Source organism: Vibrio sp. (genome assembly GCF_047973365.1).
Lineage (GTDB): Bacteria > Pseudomonadota > Gammaproteobacteria > Enterobacterales > Vibrionaceae > Vibrio.
On sequence record NZ_JBKEBW010000075.1, the window covers coordinates 17,951 to 36,635 of the forward strand.

Genomic DNA, 18,685 nt, shown 5'->3' on the forward strand with positions numbered 1-18,685 from the left:
ATTTTGTTCTTTGAGATTATGGGTTACGAGGGAACTTATTGAAGTCAGGACGACGTTTTTCGTTAAATGCGTTACGCCCTTCTTGCCCTTCGTCTGTCATGTAGAACAGCATGGTTGCGTTACCGGCCAGCTCTTGAAGACCCGCCTGACCGTCACAATCTGCGTTCAATGCGGCTTTTAGACAGCGAAGCGCCATTGGGCTGTGTTGCAGTACTTCACGACACCAACGAACCGTCTCTTTTTCAAGATCAGCCAATGGAACAACGGTGTTTACCAACCCCATATCCAATGCTTCTTGCGCATCGTAGAAACGACATAAGAACCAAATCTCGCGTGCTTTTTTCTGGCCAACAATGCGTGCCATGTACGATGCGCCCCAACCGCCATCGAAAGAGCCCACTTTTGGTCCTGTTTGACCAAATTGTGCATTTTCCGCAGCGATGGTTAAATCACACATCATGTGTAGTACATGACCACCACCAACCGCCCAACCCGCAACAGATGCAATGACAGGCTTCGGACAGGTACGGATTTGGCGTTGGAAATCCAATACGTTTAAGTGGTGAGTACCTGTGTCATCTTTGTAGCCGCCGTAATCGCCGCGAATTTTCTGGTCGCCACCAGAGCAGAACGCGCCTTCACCCAGCCCCGTTAAAATGATGACACCTACCCCCTCATCGTAGCGAGCATCTGCCAATGCATTAATCATCTCTTTTACCGTTTGAGGACGGAATGCATTACGCACCTGAGGACGTGCGATGGTGATTTTAGCAATACCATCATCTGATTTATGGTAATGGATATCTTCAAAACTGCCGCTGCAATCGTGCCACACCACTGGTGCGTAAAGTTCTTCTTCTGAAATGCCTACTGTTTTAGCCATGGTGATTCCCAATATCGTTATCGCTCACTTCTTTGTGGAGTGAGCCTATGAATCGCTGAATAGTCTTGGCAAAAGCGGCAGGCTGCTCCTGATGAACATTATGCCCTGCTCTTGCGATCTGACTGTAAGTTAACCCGCTTTGCTCCGCGAGTTGGCGAAATTTTTGATCGTTTGCCCCGCACACATAATGCACTGGCAGTGCAAGGCGCTGCAATGCAGGAAGTAAATATGGTTGATGAGCTAACGAGGTCGATAACAGCATCTTTGCTATGTATTCCCCAAGGTTAGCACTGCGCTTGGTGATCAGTGTTTGTCTTTGCTCATCATTTAGTGAACTAAATACCGCTTGCTGATACCAATCGCTCAATACCTGCTCAATTGGTTCAGTTTTAAAACGCTTTGCCCAAGCGCTATCATTTTGCCAGCGCTCTTTTTTCTCTTGCTCATTCTGCAAACCAAAATTGCCACCCTCGATAATCAAACCAACCAGATTGAGATTAGAAAACTGTTTGAGTACAGTTCCAAGCATTGCGATACGTCCACCCAATGAGTATCCAATCAAAATTATCGGTGTTTTCGGTGCTAATAGAGAAAGTATTGTGTGAGAAATCTGTTTGCAGCAGTGTGCAACATCATCGCAACCCTGATTATAGCTTTCACCATGCCCGGGAAGGTCTATGGTGATCCAATTGCTGTTGGGAAGATGTTCCAGTGTCGGTTGCCAATCTTCGCCACTGCCAAGCAAACCATGCAAAAAGACTAGCACAGGCTCGCCTTTGTTGATGGTCTGTTTGGAATAGTTATAAAGCATGGATTTGCGCGGTCAGTTGTTTGATTTGCTCAGAAGCTTGTTGCGGCGGAGTAATAACTTCCACCACTAAACATCCTTCTCCAGATTGCAAATGTTCTTGTACCGCAGACTGATACGCGGGCAGAGTTTCCGGTTGCGCATAGAGTAAACCAAACTGCTCCGCAGCCGCTTTAAAGTTCATACCGTGAGGCATTTGATAAAGCGTTTCTCGTTTCTCAGCAGGCACAGGCAGCAGATCAAAAATCGCACCGCCACCGTTGTTGCAGACCACAATAACCAGTGGATGTTTGCTGGTACGAACCAAGGCTAGCGAATTGAGATCGTAGAGCAGTGATGTATCACCCAAGATCATCAGCATCGGTTTATCAATCGCGCGATGAACGCCCGCGGCAGTTGCCACCAGACCATCAATGCCAGACGCACCGCGATTCGAGTACACTTCGTGCTGATCAATCGCACTGAACATATCGACCAGTCGCACAATTAAGCTATTGCCCAAAAACAGAGCGGCATCTTTTTCGACATGACCCAATTCGAGCGCAAGCGCTATTTCCGTCAAGTTCTGTTGCGACAAATGCAATTTTGCCAGTTGTGAAATGCCAGCCGAATAGGATGTAAGCGAATCCCCCCAACCCGATTGAACGGGCGTCAGAGCCGTCCATTGTTCTAACACTGAATCTACCCAAGCGGATATATCAGAGACCCAATGCCGTTGAGGAAGGTGCGCAGCATTATTCCTGTCTGCACTTGGCGACACATAACCGTACTGGCAACCTCGCTGGCTTACTTGCTCTTTGAGCCACTGATTTAACCGTTTAGAAACGATGCGAGAGCCAAACTGAATGATTTGCTCACATTGGTTCATCAGCTCTTTCGCCGCGTCATTTTGCAGCCACAAATCAAAATGTACCCACGAGCTATTGATGCCTGATTGTGGATCACACAGCAAAGGCCAACCCAACTTGTGCGCAAATTTCTTTGCCGCCAATGCCTCTTTTAAGCTCACGGAGCCTACGATAACAACGCCTTTGTTGGTCAATATTTCTTGATCTACTTGTGATAGAGAAGCAGCAGCAAAGTAACGAGGACTGTATAGCGACTGTGATTGTAACCAGCCATTGATAGGCTGCAGATAATCTTGATATTGGGCAATTTCACCGTCGGAATACAGTGGTTCAGGAAATGGACAGTTAATGTGAATCGCACTGCCTAACTGCTGCTGCAAATGGCACGCATCATCGACCGTGGTTAGCAACCAGTTAAGAGATAAACGCTCATCAGGGCTTGGCAGATAAACAGCTTTGGTCACATGTGAAGAAAAAATATCATTTTGTACAATCGCTTGGTTGGCTCCACAAGCGACTAATTCAACGGGGCGGTCCGCCGTCAGCACAATCAACTTTTCGCCAGTTAACTTGGCTTCAGCAACGGCTGGAAGTAAGTTGGCGACTGCTGTACCTGAGGTCACAATCACCGCAACAGGTTTATCGCTGGCTTTGGCTAGCCCTAGAGCAAGAAAACCCAACCCACGTTCATCATAGTGAGTATGAAGGTTTAACTTGGTGTTTAAATCAGCTTCGAGCGTTAAAGGCGTAGAACGCGAACCGGGCGCGACACAAACCTCTGTCACGCCAAAGCGAGTCAGTTCTTCTACAATGACCTTGCACCAAATTCGATTAAAGACAGCTTGATCTTGGCTCATGAAGCCACTCCCAAAGGAAGGTTATCCGAGATTAAACTCAACAAAGTCGACATTTTTTTATCCAATTCTTGCCACTCATGTTCGGCGACTGAACCGGGAACGATACCCGCTCCAGCAAAAAGCTGTACTTCTTTTTCCAATACCAACGCACTGCGAATAGCGACACAAAACTCCGCTTTTTGGTGGCTGAAATAGCCCATAGAACCTGCATACCACCCACGAGCAAAGGGTTCGTTGTGAGTAATAAAATCTAACGCCTCTTTACGCGGTAACCCAGCAACAGCTGCCGTAGGTTGTAATGCACTCAACAGTTGAATACCGTTAATACCTTGTTTCAGCTCAGCTCGAATAGAGCGTTTTAAATGTTGCACCTTGCGCAGGCGAACCAATTTTGCTTCTTGTTCGACAAAGACTTGGTGAGAATGAGGCTGCAAACGCTCAACAATGTCATCAACGACCAACTGGTTTTCATTCAGATTTTTACTATCGTTGGTCAGCCAATTTGCCAGCTCTAAGTCTTGAATGGCATTTTGACCACGACCAATGGTCCCTGCCAGAGCTTCAGTTTGTAGTTCATTGCCTTGACGATAATACAAACGTTCAGGCGTTGAACCCATAAAGCTGTGCTTAGTATCGATAGACAGCAAAAAGTGAAAGCTGTGATGATTTTGCGCGTAGCTTGCTTTTAAAAGCTGTGCGGCACTTAAATCACTGTCTAAGTGTAAACTGGTTTTACGTGCCAGAACTACTTTTTTGAATTCTTGTTGCTCAATACCGGTCAATACTTTTTCAACCAGATGGCACCAACCATTTTCATCAGGTGTGTGCGTAACATGCACGATCTCACTTTGCAGTGAGCGAATCGGTGCCACATCCATCAACAATTTGTTTAATGTCGCCAGCGTTCGATGTTTTTCATGGTTTACGTTTGCAGCCAAAGACCACTGATCATCAAAACGGATCAACTCAACTTGAGGTAAGAAGAAAAGCGAAGCCATGCAGTAGCGTTTTTTTTCAGTACGGCCATCGAAAGAACGCCCGCCCCATACTCGTTGACCATCACCCAGAATGGCATAAGCTGGCTCTGGCTCGGAAAAAGTGTATAACTGACCGAGCGCGACCACTTCGTCACGCGTATCGCGCGATTGCCAATAAAATTTAGGGAAAATAGGTTGGGCTTCAAGCCAATCTATAAACGCGAATGGTGGTTTTTCTGCCAGTTTTTGCACAAAACGGACATCGTTATCTCTCGCGTTAGTTACTTGCTCAATTAACTGAGCAACGGCTTGATAAAATTTAGACAAAACAACCTCGTAGTTAAGGAGATTTGGTATACCTCTGGTTACTCTATTGAGAGAACCTATTTAAATCAAGGTTATGCTCTATCTTTTGCAACACCTCAACCAAAAAGACGTTCAACACACTAACCATAAAGCAGACTTTTTACAGATTTTTATTCTAAAAAATTTCTATTTGAGTTAGTTTAACAAAGGAATTCAACCATTTTCAGGAATAAAAAAATGCAAAATATCGGGATGTCGTCAAAACTCGATAATGTCTGCTACGACATTAGGGGTCCTGTACTCAAACATGCTAAGCGCATGGAGGATGAGGGGCATAAAATACTGAAGCTAAATATCGGTAACCCAGCCCCATTTGGCTTCGACGCCCCAGACGAAATCCTGGTTGACGTGATCCGTAATATGCCGACTTCACAAGGTTACTGTGACTCAAAAGGTATTTATTCAGCTCGTAAAGCGGTTGTTCAGCACTACCAGAAAAAAGGTATTCGCAGCCTAGACGTAGAAGATGTGTATTTAGGTAACGGCGTATCTGAGTTGATCGTTATGGCAATGCAAGCCTTGCTGAACAACGGTGACGAGATGTTAGTGCCTGCGCCTGATTACCCTCTATGGACGGCGGCGGTGTCCCTTTCTGGCGGTAATGCTGTACATTACATGTGTGATGAAGAATCAGATTGGTATCCAGATCTGGATGACATCAAAAAGAAAATCACGCCGAAAACTCGCGGTATCGTTCTCATTAACCCGAATAACCCAACAGGTGCAGTGTATAGCCGTGATTTCCTATTAGAAGTCATTGAGATTGCTCGTCAGCACAAATTGATTATTTTCGCTGATGAAATTTACGACAAAGTTCTTTATGACGGTGCAACGCATACTTCTGTTGCAACGCTGACTGAAGATGTATTGGTTGTAACATTTAACGGTCTGTCTAAAGCTTACCGTGTTTGTGGTTTCCGTAGTGGTTGGATGTTTTTAACAGGGCCAAAACACTATGCGAAAGGTTACATCGCCGGCTTGGAAATACTGTCGTCAATGCGCTTATGTGCCAACGTACCAATGCAGCATGCTATCCAAACGGCACTGGGCGGTTATCAAAGCATTAACGAGCTGATCCTGCCTGGTGGTCGTCTGTTAGAGCAGCGTGATAAAGCATGGGAAATGATCAACCAGATCCCTGGGGTTTCTTGCGTGAAACCCAAAGGAGCCATGTACTTGTTCCCGAAAATCGACACTAAGATGTACAACATCACCGATGACCAAAAAATGGTGTTTGACTTCTTAGTTCAGGAAAAAGTATTGCTGGTTCAAGGTACTGGCTTTAACTGGCCAAAACCAGACCACTTCCGTATCGTCACCTTGCCACACGTTGAAGATCTGGAAACGGCCATCGGTCGCTTTGAGCGCTTCCTCAGCACTTACAGTCAGTAAACTGTGACAATGAATACTCAAAACGCGTCCAATACGCGTAAGTAAAGAGTATGAAATGGGCTCTCTTTGTGTAAACTGAAGAGAGCCCATTTTTTATGCTGAACAAGTTGGAATGTTATGCAAGAGATTATGCTAGAGAGTCATTTTTTTGCCCACCTCGCTCGTATGAAGCTGATTCAACGTTGGCCATTAATGCGTTCAATTTCTAAAGAAAATATCTCAGAGCACAGTCTGCAAGTGGCCTTCGTTGCCCATGCGTTAGCGGTGATCAAAAACAAAAAATTTGGCGGTCATCTCAATCCTGAGCGCATTGCGATTCTTGCTATGTATCACGATAGTAGCGAAGTATTAACGGGGGATTTACCAACACCCATCAAGTACTACAACCCTGATATCGCGAAAGAATACAAGAAGATAGAAGCCTCCGCAGAAAAACGTTTGCTCTCGATGTTGCCGGAAGAATTTCACGAAGATTTTGCTCCGTTTTTGCTCTCAGACGCATCTCATCCTGACGATGCTGCCATTGTTAAACAAGCAGATTGTATTTGTGCTTATTTGAAGTGTCTGGAAGAGCTCAGTGCAGGTAATCACGAGTACGCTCTGGCCAAAAAACGCTTAGATGTGACGCTAAAAGAACGTTATTCGCAAGAGATGGAATATTTCCTGCAAACCTTTGCGCCAAGCTTTGAATTAACACTAGACGAAATCAGTTAACTCGCTGTAAGTTTTATAGAAACGGTTCTTATAGAAACGGTTCTTATAGAAAAATAGTAGGAATTCGCAATGCAAGCATCAGAGCCAAAAGAAAGTCAGAATGAAAACTGCCAGCAATCTGCTTTGCAATGGCAAGAGCGTAAAAACGACGAACATAAAATTCGCCGTAATGATCACCGCAGCCCTTTCCAACGAGACAGAGCACGCATACTCCATTCTGCTGCTTTTCGCCGCCTGCAAGCCAAAACTCAGGTTCACGGAACCAGCCTCAACGACTTTCATCGTACTCGTCTAACCCACTCGTTAGAAGCGGCGCAGATTGGTACCGGTATTGTCGCTCAACTCAAACTAAAACAACCCGAGTTTAGCGAACTGTTGGGCAGCGATACCTTAATCGATTCCCTTTGCTTAGCGCATGATATTGGCCACCCGCCTTACGGGCACGGTGGCGAAGTCGCCTTAAACTACATGATGCGAGAACATGGTGGCTTTGAAGGCAATGCTCAAACGTTTCGTATTGTGACATGTCTGGAACCCTATACCGAGCATCACGGAATGAACCTTTCGCGACGTACCTTACTCGGGCTACTAAAATACCCTGCACTGTTCAGTGATACCCGCGCCGAAAAGCTACCCGAGTCCGTTCCTCATCAACGTCAACTCAAAGCGAAAGACTGGTCGCCAGCTAAAGGTATCTATAATTGCGACAGTTTTGTCTTCGATTGGGTATTAGAGCCTCTCGACTCACATGACCGGGCATTAATCAGTCAAATGCGCGACAGTGCAAAATCACCTTATCAACATCAGAAAACTCGCTTCAAATCTCTCGATTGTTCAATCATGGAACTTGCCGATGATATTGCTTATGGGGTTCACGATTTAGAGGATGCGATTGTACTTGGTATGGTCACACGTCAACAGTGGGAACAAGCAGCCATTCAATTGGGAACCTGCGGCGACCCATGGTTTGGTGAAAACACGACGAAGCTCAGTGATATGCTGTTTTCCGGCAAACACCATATACGCAAAGACGCGATTGGTGGCATTGTAAATGCGTTACTTACCAGTATCAGTATTCAACCCGTAGACGCACCTTTCCATAGTGAACTGTTGGCACTCAATGCTTATCTAGAGCCTCATATGGCAAATGTGTTGGAAATCCTCAAACACTTTGTCAGTCAATATGTCATCCAGATCCCAGAAGTGCAGCGTTTTGAGTACAAAGGTCAGCAAATCATTATGGATCTATTTGAAGCCCTTGCTGCGGACCCTGAGCGATTGCTGCCATCGGCAACAAAAGAAAAATGGCTTTATGCAGAGCAAACGTCAGGTGATGGGTTGAGGGTCATTTGTGATTACATTTCAGCGATGACCGATGCCTATGCACAGCGACTACATCAGCAGCTATTCTCTGCTCACACTCATTATTAGCACGCCACTTAAGAACGATAGTTGCGCTCAAATACACCAGCAGGCATTTGCTGTATTTGGTAGTCGATCATAGCTTCAAATGCGGCCAAAAGTGGTGAAAAATCATTTTCTGTCTGCAAGATATTAAGCGCATGAAAACCGGCTTCTACCGTTGACAATGAATTTTCACTCGGTGCTTTGCGAATGCGATAATTACCCGTTAAACCTTCAGGCAAATGTAAACACGGTAATGAGTGTAATTGTGTATTCAACTGCCACATTTTGAACGCTTTTTTCCATGTTCCATCCAGTAAAATGATTCGTATTTTTTGCGCTTCTGATAAAGTGATTTCGCGCACAGAGCGAGACACATCATTCGGATACAAAACAAAGTGTTGAGCATCAGCTTCAGCTAGCAATTGATTTAGTTCCTCATGCTCTCGAAAATCCTCTCCGACCAACAAACGGCTGTTTGTCAGTGACAGACTTAGAATTCGTGCCGTCCCCATCGGACGGTGTTCTTCAGTTGGATGTTGAAGAATGATAAGCTCGATCTGCGAATCAAGCGCAACGATGCTACCGCAGATACACGCTTTATGAGCTTTACCACACTGAGAACAATAACGAGACATTTGTGAATACTTACCTGTTTTTATCTTTAGTCACAGCGCTTTGCTTTGGGCTACAATTTGAGCCTGTCAGTCATTTTATGATATGGCAAGCTGACGCTATAACAAATGGTCAATGGTGGCGGATCGTAACAGGAAACTTCACGCATACCAACTTTGCTCATTTGCTGATGAATTTGTTAGGTTTGTGGGCCATTGGTTACCTATTCCGCCCTAAACCTCGTTATTTTGCCCGGCTTACTTTACTTATCAGCACTTGGATAGGCTTGAGCCTGTTATTGACTAATATGAGTAGTTATGTCGGTCTATCAGGAACACTGCATGGTTTATTTGCTTTTTATGCTTTAAAAGAGGCATTAGAGGGACGAAAGAGCAGTTGGCTATTGGTTATTGGTGTGATGTTAAAAGTCGTTGGTGAACAGTTATTCGGGGCCTCCACCAGCACAGCAGAATTGATTGGTGCGCGGGTGGCAACAGAAGCACACCTCTCTGGGTTAATCATTGGCCTACTGCTAAGTGCTACCATGTATAAAAAAACTGCTGAGAAATAAAAAACCTGCCGAAGCAGGTTTTTAACCGTTGATTTCTCAACTTAAACGATTGGACGTTGTCCTCGGCTGATCAGTTTTAATAGCACATTGTCAGCAGCCTCACCGGCGACGCCAGCCAGTTTATCAGTCAGCTTTTTCTTCTGAACGTAGCGGATAGACAGAACTGTCTTCTCTTTGCACGCTTCAACAATCAAGTCATCTGAGGTTTTGATTTCGTCAACCAAACCTAACTCTTTTGCTTGGGTACCAAACCAGTGTTCCCCTGTGGCGACTTTTTCGAGATCTAACTCAGGACGGCGTTGATGGATGAAATTTTTAAACAAAACATGCGTTTCTTCCAGCTCTAGCTTGAATTTTTCACGCGCCTTATCTGTATTTTCACCGAACATAGTCAATGTCCGTTTGTATTCGCCAGCGGTGAGTTGTTCAAATTCAATATCATGCTTTTTCAGTAGCTTATTGAAATTTGGTAGCTGTGCAACCACACCGATTGATCCGACGATGGCAAAAGGTGCTGAAACAATTTTATCCGCAATACAGGCCATCATGTAGCCACCGCTTGCTGCCACTTTATCTACCGCAATGGTCAGTGGTAAGCCCGCAGCTTTAATGCGGTCAAGTTGTGAAGACGCCAAGCCATAACCGTGAACCATACCGCCACCGGTTTCAAGGCGCAGTAATACTTCGTCACCTTGCTGTGCGACAGCCAGAATCGCAGTAACTTCTTGGCGCAGTGAAGACACTTCTTTGGCATCGATACTGCCGTGGAAATCCAACACAAATAGGTGAGATTCACGTTCTTCTTTTAACTCACCCGCTTTTGCTGCTTTCTTAACTGCTTTTTCGCGTTGTTTATGTTTCTCTTTCTCGCTTTTCGCTTCTGCTTTATGGCGAGCTTTCAAAAAAGATTCATCGTGTAAGTGCGCTTCTAAATGTTCAGCGTTTTCTCTGTTCTGCTTAGTTAAGTCAGTCACTTCCAACTCACCTTTAGCCGCACCTTTTCCGCCGACGGATTTAACAATGACTAACAACACAACGATCGCAATCACAACGGTCGCGATCTTGGCTAAAAATAAGCCATAGTCCAACAAAAATTCCAATGTACTCATCCTCTTCAATGCGAATTGGTGTATTGTAACCACCTTGTCATCATGACTTAAAGTAAATCATAACAATAAGGATACGTAACGTGGATTATTCAGTGTCTGCAAACGCCCTAAAAGATAAAGTAATTTTAGTTACAGGTGCTGGTGACGGCATTGGTAAACAAGCAGCTATCACTTATGCGGCACATGGTGCGACAGTGATTTTGCTTGGGCGCACGGTGAAGAAATTAGAACAAACCTACGATGAGATTGAAGCTGCAGGCTATGCTCAGCCTGCTATTGTTCCTTTAGATATGAAAGGAGCAACAAAACAGAACTATCTGGATATGGTGGATACCATTGAAGGTCAGTTCGGCCGTTTGGATGGTGTATTACACAACGCCGGCATTTTGGGTGTGCTAAGCCCATTTGATCAAATTGGCGAAGATTCTTACGACGATGTAATGCAGGTCAACGTCAAAGCTCAGTTTCTGATGACTCAAGCACTTCTTCCTCTGTTGCACAAATCCGAAGATGCTCGCATCATTTTCACCAGCTCAACGGTAGGCCATTCTGGTCGCGCGTTCTGGGGGACTTATGCAATATCCAAATTTGCGACGGAAGGCATGATGCAAGTGCTCGCAGACGAGCTCAGTGATACTAATATTCGCGTCAATGCGATCAACCCAGGTGGTACTCGTACTGGTATGCGAGCTAAAGCTTTCCCTGCAGAAGATGCCGAACGGCTAAAGACGCCAAAAGACATTATGCCGTTATACCTGTATTTGATGGCGCCAGAAGGCAAAGCTGTCAATGGTCAGTGCATTGATGCTCAGCCGAAAAAATAGTTATTAGCTCTCCTCAAAAATAGTTACTAACTATCCTCAAAAACAGTTTTTAACTTTCATCAAATGATTCAAAGCCTTGCTAAATTTGCGAGGCTTTGTTGTTTCTCAATCTTACTTTTTTCTTGAATGTTCTGATTAACAAAATATACTGTACAAATATACAGGTAAATTATTATGTATGAACTGATAGAACACCTCAAAAACAAACACTGGCTATGGCAAGGCTCTGAGACAAAACATGAGCTGAACACCAATTCTACCGGATTCAAGATACTGGATGACAAACTTGCCGGAGGCTTTCCTCCTCATGGCGTGGTTGAAATTCAGTCTCTGTCAGGTATTGGTGAATTACGTCTTATCTATCCTTATCTGAAACAACACGATAAGCGATTAACGGTATTTATTAATCCACCGGGCATAGTGCAGGCTGAAAGTCTGAAGTGTGAAGGTATAGACCTTGAGCACGTGTTGATTTTAACGCCCAAAAACCATAAGGAAGCCTTATGGGCTGCCGAACAATGCTTAAAAAGTGGTGCATGTAGTCAAGTATTGCTTTGGCAAGATAAACTCGAAGTCCATCAGATTCGTCGCCTAAATGTTGCCAGTGAAACGGGTAGTTGTTTGCAATTTCTTTTCCGTTCGCCACAAGAAAGCGTATTTTCACTACCTGTATCACTCAGTTTATCGCTACAAGCCCATCCACAAGGTCTGCAGATTAGCGTACCCAAACGCAAAGGAGGCTGGCCTTTGAGCGCATTTAAGTTACCTATGTATGAACGCTGGCCAAATTTGGTGCTACCGTCATCGTCTTCAGAGCAATCTTCGCAAGTTATCGCCTTCCCCCAACGTCTGCGGGGCTAACGATGACGCTTTGGATCTATCTTCATTTTCCAGCACTACAACTGGATACCTTATACGCCGAACAAGAATATCCTCTGGTGATCATCGAAGGTCGTGATAACCATGTTGTTCAAGCCAGTACTTGTGCATTAAAACAAGGCATAAGAGTTGGTATGGGGCTAGGCAGTGCGGCATCTATGTGCAGTGATTTACAAGTTCATCCCTATGATGAAAATATTGAAAATCAAACCATTGAAGAGATTGCACAATGGTTGTATCTGGTAACCTCCGACATAGTGTTGTTGCCACCAAAAGGTATATTATTAAGAGTCACTAACATGCTGTCTCTGTATTCGGGTCTGGATAACTACTGGCACACATTGAGCGCTCATCTTGGTTCACGTAAAACACGTTACTGCTATGGTGCTGGTTTTTCGCCACTTTCGGCTATTTTGCTTGGAAAAAGCGCTTCAAATATCATCATTGATGATAAAGACAAGATTCTTGCTGCCATTAACGGTTACCCACTCAGTGCCACAGAACTGGATTTTAAGCAGGTAGAAAAACTTGCCAGAGTCGGAATTCGAGACATCAAGGCCCTCCTTGCCGTACCAATACAAGATCTGGCAAGACGGTTTGATATCGATTTAGTTAACTACGTAGGCCTGCTCTTAGGACAATTTAAGCACCCTGTGAACTTCTATCACCCACCAGAAGCCTTTTGTAGCCACCTAGAATTGCTGTATGAAATTGAGAATGTGCAATGGCTTGAAAAGCCTTTGTCACGGCTGCTAAATCGCTTAGAGCAATTTTTAACGCTGCGAAATCAGGTTGCCTTTGAGCTTGAACTGATACTGACTCAGCGAGATAACATTAAAAATAGTCTGCATTTTACTTCAGCACAGGGAGAATATGCTTGTGCAAAATGGGCGAAGCTTTGTCAGCTCACTCTAGAATCAGTACAGCTCTCACAACCGGTATTAGAGATGACCCTAAAAGTGATTCGTGCTGGTGAAACGAATCCAAACATGAGCGATATTTTTGACGGTGAAAAAGGTCAGACAAACGCTCTTGAGCTGATCTCGCTGCTACAGGCGAAGCTGGGGCAATCACAAGTCCATAAACCTAGACTCAGTGATGACCCACGTCCAGAAAAGCGCTGCCAATACGTCTCGGCTACAGAAGCTACCGTGCCTATATTACGTAAAGCAGAACTGCGTCCTAGTCTACTGCTTCCAACACCAGAGCCTTTATGTGAAATGGTCTCGCTTATCCACGGCCCTGAAAGAATAGTCACAGGATGGTGGGATAACCACCCCATCACCCGTGACTACTTTATTGCTCACAGCGAACAAGGCCGATGGTTATGGGTATTTCGCAACCAAGATAGACAGTGGTTTTTGCATGGTCAGTTTAGTTAAAACTCCAGCTTTTTTAATGCCACTTTTTTATTAAAATCCTATGGTTATAAGAGTAATGATATGGCTTACGCTGAACTATTTTGCCAGAGCAATTTTTCATTTCTTACCGGTGCTTCCCATGCTGAAGAGCTTATCCAGCACGCGGATTTTCTGCGCTATCAGGCTCTGGCGATTACCGATGAGTGCTCGGTTGCAGGCGTAGTAAGAGCCCATACCGCGATTAAAGAACGCAAGCTCGGAATCAAGCAGATCATTGGTAGCATGTTTTGGCTCAATCAAGAATGCCAAGTAGTGCTGCTGTGTCCAAACCGTCAAGCATACGCAGAGCTATGTCGTATCATCACCAATGCTCGAAGGCGCAGTGAAAAAGGCAGCTATCAGCTTTCCGAATGGGACTTGATGTCTGCTAAACATTGCTTTGTTCTTTGGCTTCCTGCTGATGAAGACAAAAATGCCTATTGGGGAAACTGGCTCAAGCAATATCATCAAGATCGGTTATGGCTAGCGGTACAACGCCATCTAGGGGCTAACGACCATCAATATGTTGCGCACTGTCAAGAACTGGCTCGACAATTAAGTTTACCCATCACCGCTTGTGGTGGTGTGTTAATGCACACGGCAACACGCTTGCCACTGCAACATGTCCTAACGGCTATCAAATATAACCAGAGTGTCGAAAACATTCAGGCTCATCTTATTTGCAACACTGAACGAGCCTTGCGTAGCAAAACAAAGCTCGCCAAAATATTTCCAAATGAGTGGTTAGAAGAGAGTGTGCGAATTGCGCAGCAATGCCATTTCAAACTGAGTGATCTGCAATACGAATATCCGAGTGAATTAATCCCCAATGGAGTGAAACCGATGGAACATCTGCGTCTGTTGGTTGAAAAAGGCAAACAATTTCGCTTTCCAGAAGGCATACCTCCTGACATTCAAACCACCATAGATAAAGAGCTTACGCTGATTGAAGAACTTAACTATCCGTTCTATTTTCTTACTATTCACGACATCGTCATGTTCGCTAAAAGCAGAGGTATTCTCTATCAGGGGCGAGGCTCGGCAGCAAACTCGATAGTCTGTTACTGCCTAGAAATTACCGCCGTAGATCCTCGTCAGGTGGCGGTGCTATTTGAACGTTTTATTAGTAAAGAGCGCCAAGAGCCGCCAGATATTGATGTCGATTTTGAACACGAGAGGCGTGAAGAAGTCATTCAATATCTGTATCAGAAATACGGCAGAGAGCGAGCAGCATTAGCGGCGACTGTCATCACTTATCGTTTCAAAAGCGCTATTCGAGACGTAGGCAAAGCGTTAGGTATTCACGAAGCCCAACTCGATTTTTTTATTAAGAATATTAATCGCAGAGACAGCAATCTTGGCTGGCAAGCTCAGATCATTGAACTTGGATTGCAGCCACAATCACATAAAGGACAACTGTTTATCGAATTAGTCAACGAGCTCCTGTCATTTCCACGCCATCTCTCACAGCATGTGGGCGGTTTTGTTATTTCCGCGGGTCCATTATACGAACTTATCGCGGTAGAAAACGCGGCTATGCCTGAACGGACCATTATCCAGTGGGATAAAGATGATTTGGAGAGCCTGGGGCTAATGAAAGTCGATGTATTGGCGTTAGGTATGTTAACCGCCATTCGCAAATGCTTCGCTATGATTGAGCATCACCATCAACGAAAACTCAGTATTGCCGACATTACACGTTTAAAAGACGACGACAACGTCTATGGGATGATACAACGCGCAGATACTGTCGGCGTGTTTCAAATAGAATCTCGAGCCCAAATGAGTATGTTACCGCGCTTAAAGCCTCGCACTTATTATGATCTGGTCATCCAAATTGCCATTGTCCGTCCCGGTCCTATTCAGGGAGATATGGTTCACCCATTCCTTAAACGTCGTAGTGGCATTGAAGAGACGACTTACCCATCTCAAGAGGTGAAAGCGGTTTTGGAACGGACAATGGGTGTTCCTATCTTTCAAGAACAAGTGATTAAAATTGCGATGGTTGCAGCAGGCTTTAGTGGCGGCGAAGCCGATCAGCTTCGCCGCGCGATGGCGTCATGGAAAAAGAGCGGAGAGTTGGATAAATTTAGACCCAAACTGATTGAGGGCATGCTGGCTCGTGGTTATGAGAAAGCATTTGCAGAACGTATCTACGAGCAGATCTGTGGTTTTGGTGAATACGGTTTTCCCGAGAGTCATTCCGCATCCTTTGCAGTTCTGGCTTATTGCTCTGCGTGGCTAAAATACTACTACCCAGAGGCATTTTATACCTCGTTACTCAATAGTTTACCTATGGGATTTTATAGCCCATCACAACTCATTCAGGATGCTCAACGCCATGGCATCATTGTTTTACCAGTGTGTGTGAATCAGTCAAATATTGAGCATCAAGTGGTATGCCACCAGCAAGGTTATGCAATTCAACTCGGACTACGACTGGTGAAAGGGTTAAGCAACTCAGGAAGCGAGCAACTACTGCGAGCTCGCCCTACTTGTGGGTTTCAACATGTTAACCAGCTAAAAAATGCAGGAATTAACCAGAAAGATATGGAATCATTGGCCTCTGCCAATGCCTTGCATCGTTTAACCAATAACCGCTACGACACCCGTTGGGCTATCATGGACTCTCTTTCTGATCTCCCCCTGTTTGAAGACTATCAGGAAGAAGAACATCGGATTCAAACCCCACCCTCTGCGATGGAAGATCTGATTGAAGATTATGCATCGTTAGGATTGTCCCTCAACCAGCATCCGATAACCTTATTAGACAAAGCCGGAATACTTGGAAAGTTCACGCGCCAAAAAGATCTTATCAACCTTCCCCATAAGTCGCTCGTCACCGTCGCCGGAATTGTTACCGGACGTCAAGCTCCGGGCACGGCGGCTGGCGTTACGTTTTTCACCTTAGAAGATGATACTGGAAATATTAATACCGTAGTTTGGCAAGCCACAGCCAGAGCTCAGAAAAGTGCTTATATCAGTGCCAAGGTTTTGATGGTAAAAGGGATTGTCGAGAAAGAAGATAATGTGGTGCATGTCATCGCAGGAAAGCTCGTGGATATCACCGAACATTTAACACAGCTCCAAAGCCGCTCCCGAGATTTTCATTGAACAGGTGATTGTCAGCTAATCTCACCATAACAATAATCTGCCATCTGAAATAACTCAACGTGTCCAATTTATATGGAACAAACTAGGCACTGAGTCAAAGTACTCTAGTAAAAAACCATTTATAACACTATATTATGATAGTAATTTGTCATTCAACCATGCAATTTAACATAGTAAAAAATCACAATTAGTGTAAAAACACCCTAATATTTTATCTGTTATTTTTATTAACCATCAGATATTTTATTGTAAAACATAAAGATACATAACAACTCAAAGATTGAAATGTGAGTGTAACGTGAAAAGAATGATAATGAATCATTTGGTCGAATGGGCTAATAGAATCAATCGAAAACCGTTAGTTCTTCGAGGAGCTCGTCAAGTCGGTAAAACCACTGTCGTACGGATGCTCGCCAGAGAGCTTGGTCTTACACTTGTGGAGATAAACCTAGAAGATGACCATAGCTTTGAGTCGATGTTAAAGGATAGATCTAAGGCTCGTGATATCCTTGAATTAATCTTGCTAGAACGCGGCATCTCTGAACTACCTGAAAATGTAATTTTCTTTTTCGACGAAGCTCAGGAGTCAGTAGATTTATATCCATATCTTCGCTATTTCTACGAGTTAGCACCCGAATACAAGATTATTGCAGCAGGAAGCCTATTTGAGTTGGAGATTTATCGCTCTGAACGGGCGCAGGGACCAACTGGCCGAGTTGAGTACGCATATCTTGAGCCGATGACATTTAGTGAATTCCTAGAGGCTGCAAATCCTGTTGCGTACAACAAGTATCAGCAGATCGGCTTTGATGAACCACTTCCCGAATCTCTTCACTCCGTATATTCAAAATTGTTTAAGGAGTATCTCGTTTCTGGAGGTTTACCAGAAGTGGTTCAAGCCGCTGTTAATAAAGAAGGTCCAAGAAGAATTGATCAAATTAAGTCCGACATATTGAGAGGTTACATTGAGGATCTGCCTAAATATTCGGAATTTGCAGGGGTGAAGTTCAACCCTAAGTTACTAGAGCGAGTGATGAGGTCAGTTTATGGCAAGCCGAGTAATTCACTTTCATACAACAAAATTGCAGAAGGGTTTCGGGCTGAGGTCGTAAGGCAACATATAGATGTTTTGAGTGATGCTAAGATAATACGTATGAGCCTTCACTCTGGTGAAAATACACCACCACTATCCACAGCTGTAAATCCAAAATCGTATAAACTTTTTGGGCTCGATATTGGTTTATGTTATACCTTCATGGGTGTTCCATTATCTCAAGTTTATTCATCTGAAGATATAAATGCTGACTGCAACGGAGAAATCGCAGAGCAGTATATTGCTCAATCGATACAGGCGAACTCGTTGCCATATAAAACAGCTTCGCTGCACCACTGGGAAAATCCATCACGAACAGGTAAAGCGGAAGTTGATTTTCTAATTGAAAGAAATGGCATGATTATTCCTATTGAATGTAAGTCTGGCAAATCTGGAAAGATGAAATCACTCAGAGTAATGCTTGAGTCTAAGAAGTACCCACAGGCTGTAAGAGTCTACTCCGAGAATGTTGCATTTGAAGATATTAGTATTGAACCCAGAAACAAAGCTGGCGATATAGACGAAAGCCGAGTATATACTTGTCGCTTACTAAGCATTCCTCACTATCTTATCGATAGATATTTAACAATTGAAACGGAGTAATCAGGCAAGTAAAAGCAGATGAGATGTCACAAAGCTTCATATCAGCATTTAAAGTTTTAAGCTATCGATTTTAGGTATTAAAAAGGATCTGAAATTTTTCCAGATCCTCATACCCTATCAGCCTATGATATTCAGCGCCTTATATGATTATAATACTTCTCTTAGCCTTTCCTGAGCGACCTGCACTAACAAATCAGGCTGGAACTTAGAGATGAATCGATTACAACC

At 44.2% G+C, this 18,685-nt stretch carries 15 protein-coding genes; 9 read left to right on the forward strand and 6 right to left on the reverse strand.

Translation table 11 applies throughout. The features are described from left to right. Positions 1–16 precede the first annotated feature (16 nt). Genes menB through ACK5MF_RS09890 form a run of 4 tightly spaced genes read right to left on the reverse strand, consistent with a single transcriptional unit; the run spans position 17 to position 4,700 of the window. Positions 17–883: a 1,4-dihydroxy-2-naphthoyl-CoA synthase gene (gene menB / locus ACK5MF_RS09875; RefSeq protein ID WP_416921735.1), complete on the reverse strand. Its 867-nt coding sequence runs from the start codon at positions 881–883 to the stop codon at positions 17–19. Continuing rightward, complete coding sequence (gene menH, locus ACK5MF_RS09880) at positions 876–1,694, reverse strand: 2-succinyl-6-hydroxy-2,4-cyclohexadiene-1-carboxylate synthase (RefSeq protein ID WP_416921737.1); 819 nt, start codon at positions 1,692–1,694, stop codon at positions 876–878. Before menH ends, menB begins: the two co-directional genes overlap by 8 nt. Beyond that, positions 1,684–3,396, reverse strand: coding sequence for a 2-succinyl-5-enolpyruvyl-6-hydroxy-3-cyclohexene-1-carboxylic-acid synthase (menD, locus tag ACK5MF_RS09885; protein ID WP_416921739.1), 1,713 nt, complete (start codon positions 3,394–3,396; stop codon positions 1,684–1,686). Before menD ends, menH begins: the two co-directional genes overlap by 11 nt. Next, a complete protein-coding gene (locus tag ACK5MF_RS09890) occupies positions 3,393–4,700 on the reverse strand; it encodes an isochorismate synthase (protein WP_416921741.1) in 1,308 nt (435 codons plus the stop codon). The genes menD and ACK5MF_RS09890 overlap by 4 nt, the downstream gene beginning before the upstream one ends. A 216-nt stretch (positions 4,701–4,916) precedes the next feature. On the opposite strand from ACK5MF_RS09890, the gene ACK5MF_RS09895 reads away from it, so the two are divergent. The 3 genes from ACK5MF_RS09895 (at position 4,917) to ACK5MF_RS09905 (ending at position 8,276) form a co-directional block, all read left to right on the forward strand. Then, positions 4,917–6,131 (forward strand): pyridoxal phosphate-dependent aminotransferase, encoded by a 1,215-nt coding sequence (locus ACK5MF_RS09895; protein WP_416921743.1) that lies wholly within the window; start codon positions 4,917–4,919, stop codon positions 6,129–6,131. A 129-nt stretch (positions 6,132–6,260) separates the two neighbouring features. Next, complete coding sequence (gene yfbR, locus ACK5MF_RS09900) at positions 6,261–6,845, forward strand: 5'-deoxynucleotidase (protein WP_416921764.1); 585 nt, start codon at positions 6,261–6,263, stop codon at positions 6,843–6,845. Positions 6,846–6,914: 69 nt separating this feature from the next. Next, entirely contained in the window at positions 6,915–8,276 is a 1,362-nt protein-coding gene (locus ACK5MF_RS09905) for an anti-phage deoxyguanosine triphosphatase (RefSeq protein ID WP_416921745.1), read from the forward strand. An 8-nt stretch (positions 8,277–8,284) separates the two neighbouring features. Here ACK5MF_RS09905 and ACK5MF_RS09910 read toward each other — a convergent pair whose 3' ends face one another. Further along, positions 8,285–8,887 (reverse strand): tRNA-uridine aminocarboxypropyltransferase, encoded by a 603-nt coding sequence (locus tag ACK5MF_RS09910; RefSeq protein WP_416921747.1) that lies wholly within the window; start codon positions 8,885–8,887, stop codon positions 8,285–8,287. A gap of 2 nt (positions 8,888–8,889) precedes the next feature. On the opposite strand from ACK5MF_RS09910, the gene rrtA reads away from it, so the two are divergent. Continuing rightward, on the forward strand, positions 8,890–9,435 hold the full coding sequence (gene rrtA / locus ACK5MF_RS09915; RefSeq protein ID WP_416921748.1) for a rhombosortase: 546 nt from the start codon (positions 8,890–8,892) through the stop codon (positions 9,433–9,435). A 41-nt stretch (positions 9,436–9,476) separates the two neighbouring features. On the opposite strand, the gene sohB is transcribed toward rrtA, so the two are convergent. Next, entirely contained in the window at positions 9,477–10,535 is a 1,059-nt protein-coding gene (sohB, locus tag ACK5MF_RS09920; protein ID WP_416921750.1) for a protease SohB, read from the reverse strand. 89 nt (positions 10,536–10,624) lie between these two features. Between sohB and ACK5MF_RS09925 the strand changes: the two genes are divergently transcribed. The 5 genes from ACK5MF_RS09925 (at position 10,625) to ACK5MF_RS09945 (ending at position 18,457) form a co-directional block, all read left to right on the forward strand. Next, positions 10,625–11,368, forward strand: coding sequence for a YciK family oxidoreductase (locus ACK5MF_RS09925; protein WP_416921752.1), 744 nt, complete (start codon positions 10,625–10,627; stop codon positions 11,366–11,368). 174 nt (positions 11,369–11,542) lie between these two features. Further along, a complete protein-coding gene (gene imuA, locus ACK5MF_RS09930; protein WP_416921754.1) occupies positions 11,543–12,229 on the forward strand; it encodes a translesion DNA synthesis-associated protein ImuA in 687 nt (228 codons plus the stop codon). Between the two features lie 2 nt (positions 12,230–12,231). Further along, on the forward strand, positions 12,232–13,629 hold the full coding sequence (locus ACK5MF_RS09935) for a Y-family DNA polymerase (RefSeq protein WP_416921756.1): 1,398 nt from the start codon (positions 12,232–12,234) through the stop codon (positions 13,627–13,629). 60 nt (positions 13,630–13,689) lie between these two features. Then, complete coding sequence (locus ACK5MF_RS09940; protein ID WP_416921758.1) at positions 13,690–16,761, forward strand: error-prone DNA polymerase; 3,072 nt, start codon at positions 13,690–13,692, stop codon at positions 16,759–16,761. Between the two features lie 313 nt (positions 16,762–17,074). Further along, entirely contained in the window at positions 17,075–18,457 is a 1,383-nt protein-coding gene (locus tag ACK5MF_RS09945) for an ATP-binding protein (RefSeq protein ID WP_416921760.1), read from the forward strand. Positions 18,458–18,685: the final 228 nt, after the last annotated feature.

Excerpts from the sequence above, each read along its gene's own strand:
- menB (WP_416921735.1), bottom strand. The coding sequence starts at position 883 with ATGGCTAAAACAGTAGGCATTTCAGAAGAAGAACTTTACGCACCAGTG.
- menH (WP_416921737.1), bottom strand. The coding sequence starts at position 1,694 with ATGCTTTATAACTATTCCAAACAGACCATCAACAAAGGCGAGCCTGTG.
- menD (WP_416921739.1), bottom strand. The coding sequence starts at position 3,396 with ATGAGCCAAGATCAAGCTGTCTTTAATCGAATTTGGTGCAAGGTCATT.
- ACK5MF_RS09895 (WP_416921743.1), top strand. The coding sequence starts at position 4,917 with ATGCAAAATATCGGGATGTCGTCAAAACTCGATAATGTCTGCTACGAC.
- yfbR (WP_416921764.1), top strand. The coding sequence starts at position 6,261 with ATGCTAGAGAGTCATTTTTTTGCCCACCTCGCTCGTATGAAGCTGATT.
- ACK5MF_RS09905 (WP_416921745.1), top strand. The coding sequence starts at position 6,915 with ATGCAAGCATCAGAGCCAAAAGAAAGTCAGAATGAAAACTGCCAGCAA.
- ACK5MF_RS09910 (WP_416921747.1), bottom strand. The coding sequence starts at position 8,887 with ATGTCTCGTTATTGTTCTCAGTGTGGTAAAGCTCATAAAGCGTGTATC.
- imuA (WP_416921754.1), top strand. The coding sequence starts at position 11,543 with ATGTATGAACTGATAGAACACCTCAAAAACAAACACTGGCTATGGCAA.
- ACK5MF_RS09935 (WP_416921756.1), top strand. The coding sequence starts at position 12,232 with ATGACGCTTTGGATCTATCTTCATTTTCCAGCACTACAACTGGATACC.
- ACK5MF_RS09940 (WP_416921758.1), top strand. The coding sequence starts at position 13,690 with ATGGCTTACGCTGAACTATTTTGCCAGAGCAATTTTTCATTTCTTACC.
- ACK5MF_RS09945 (WP_416921760.1), top strand. The coding sequence starts at position 17,075 with ATGAATCATTTGGTCGAATGGGCTAATAGAATCAATCGAAAACCGTTA.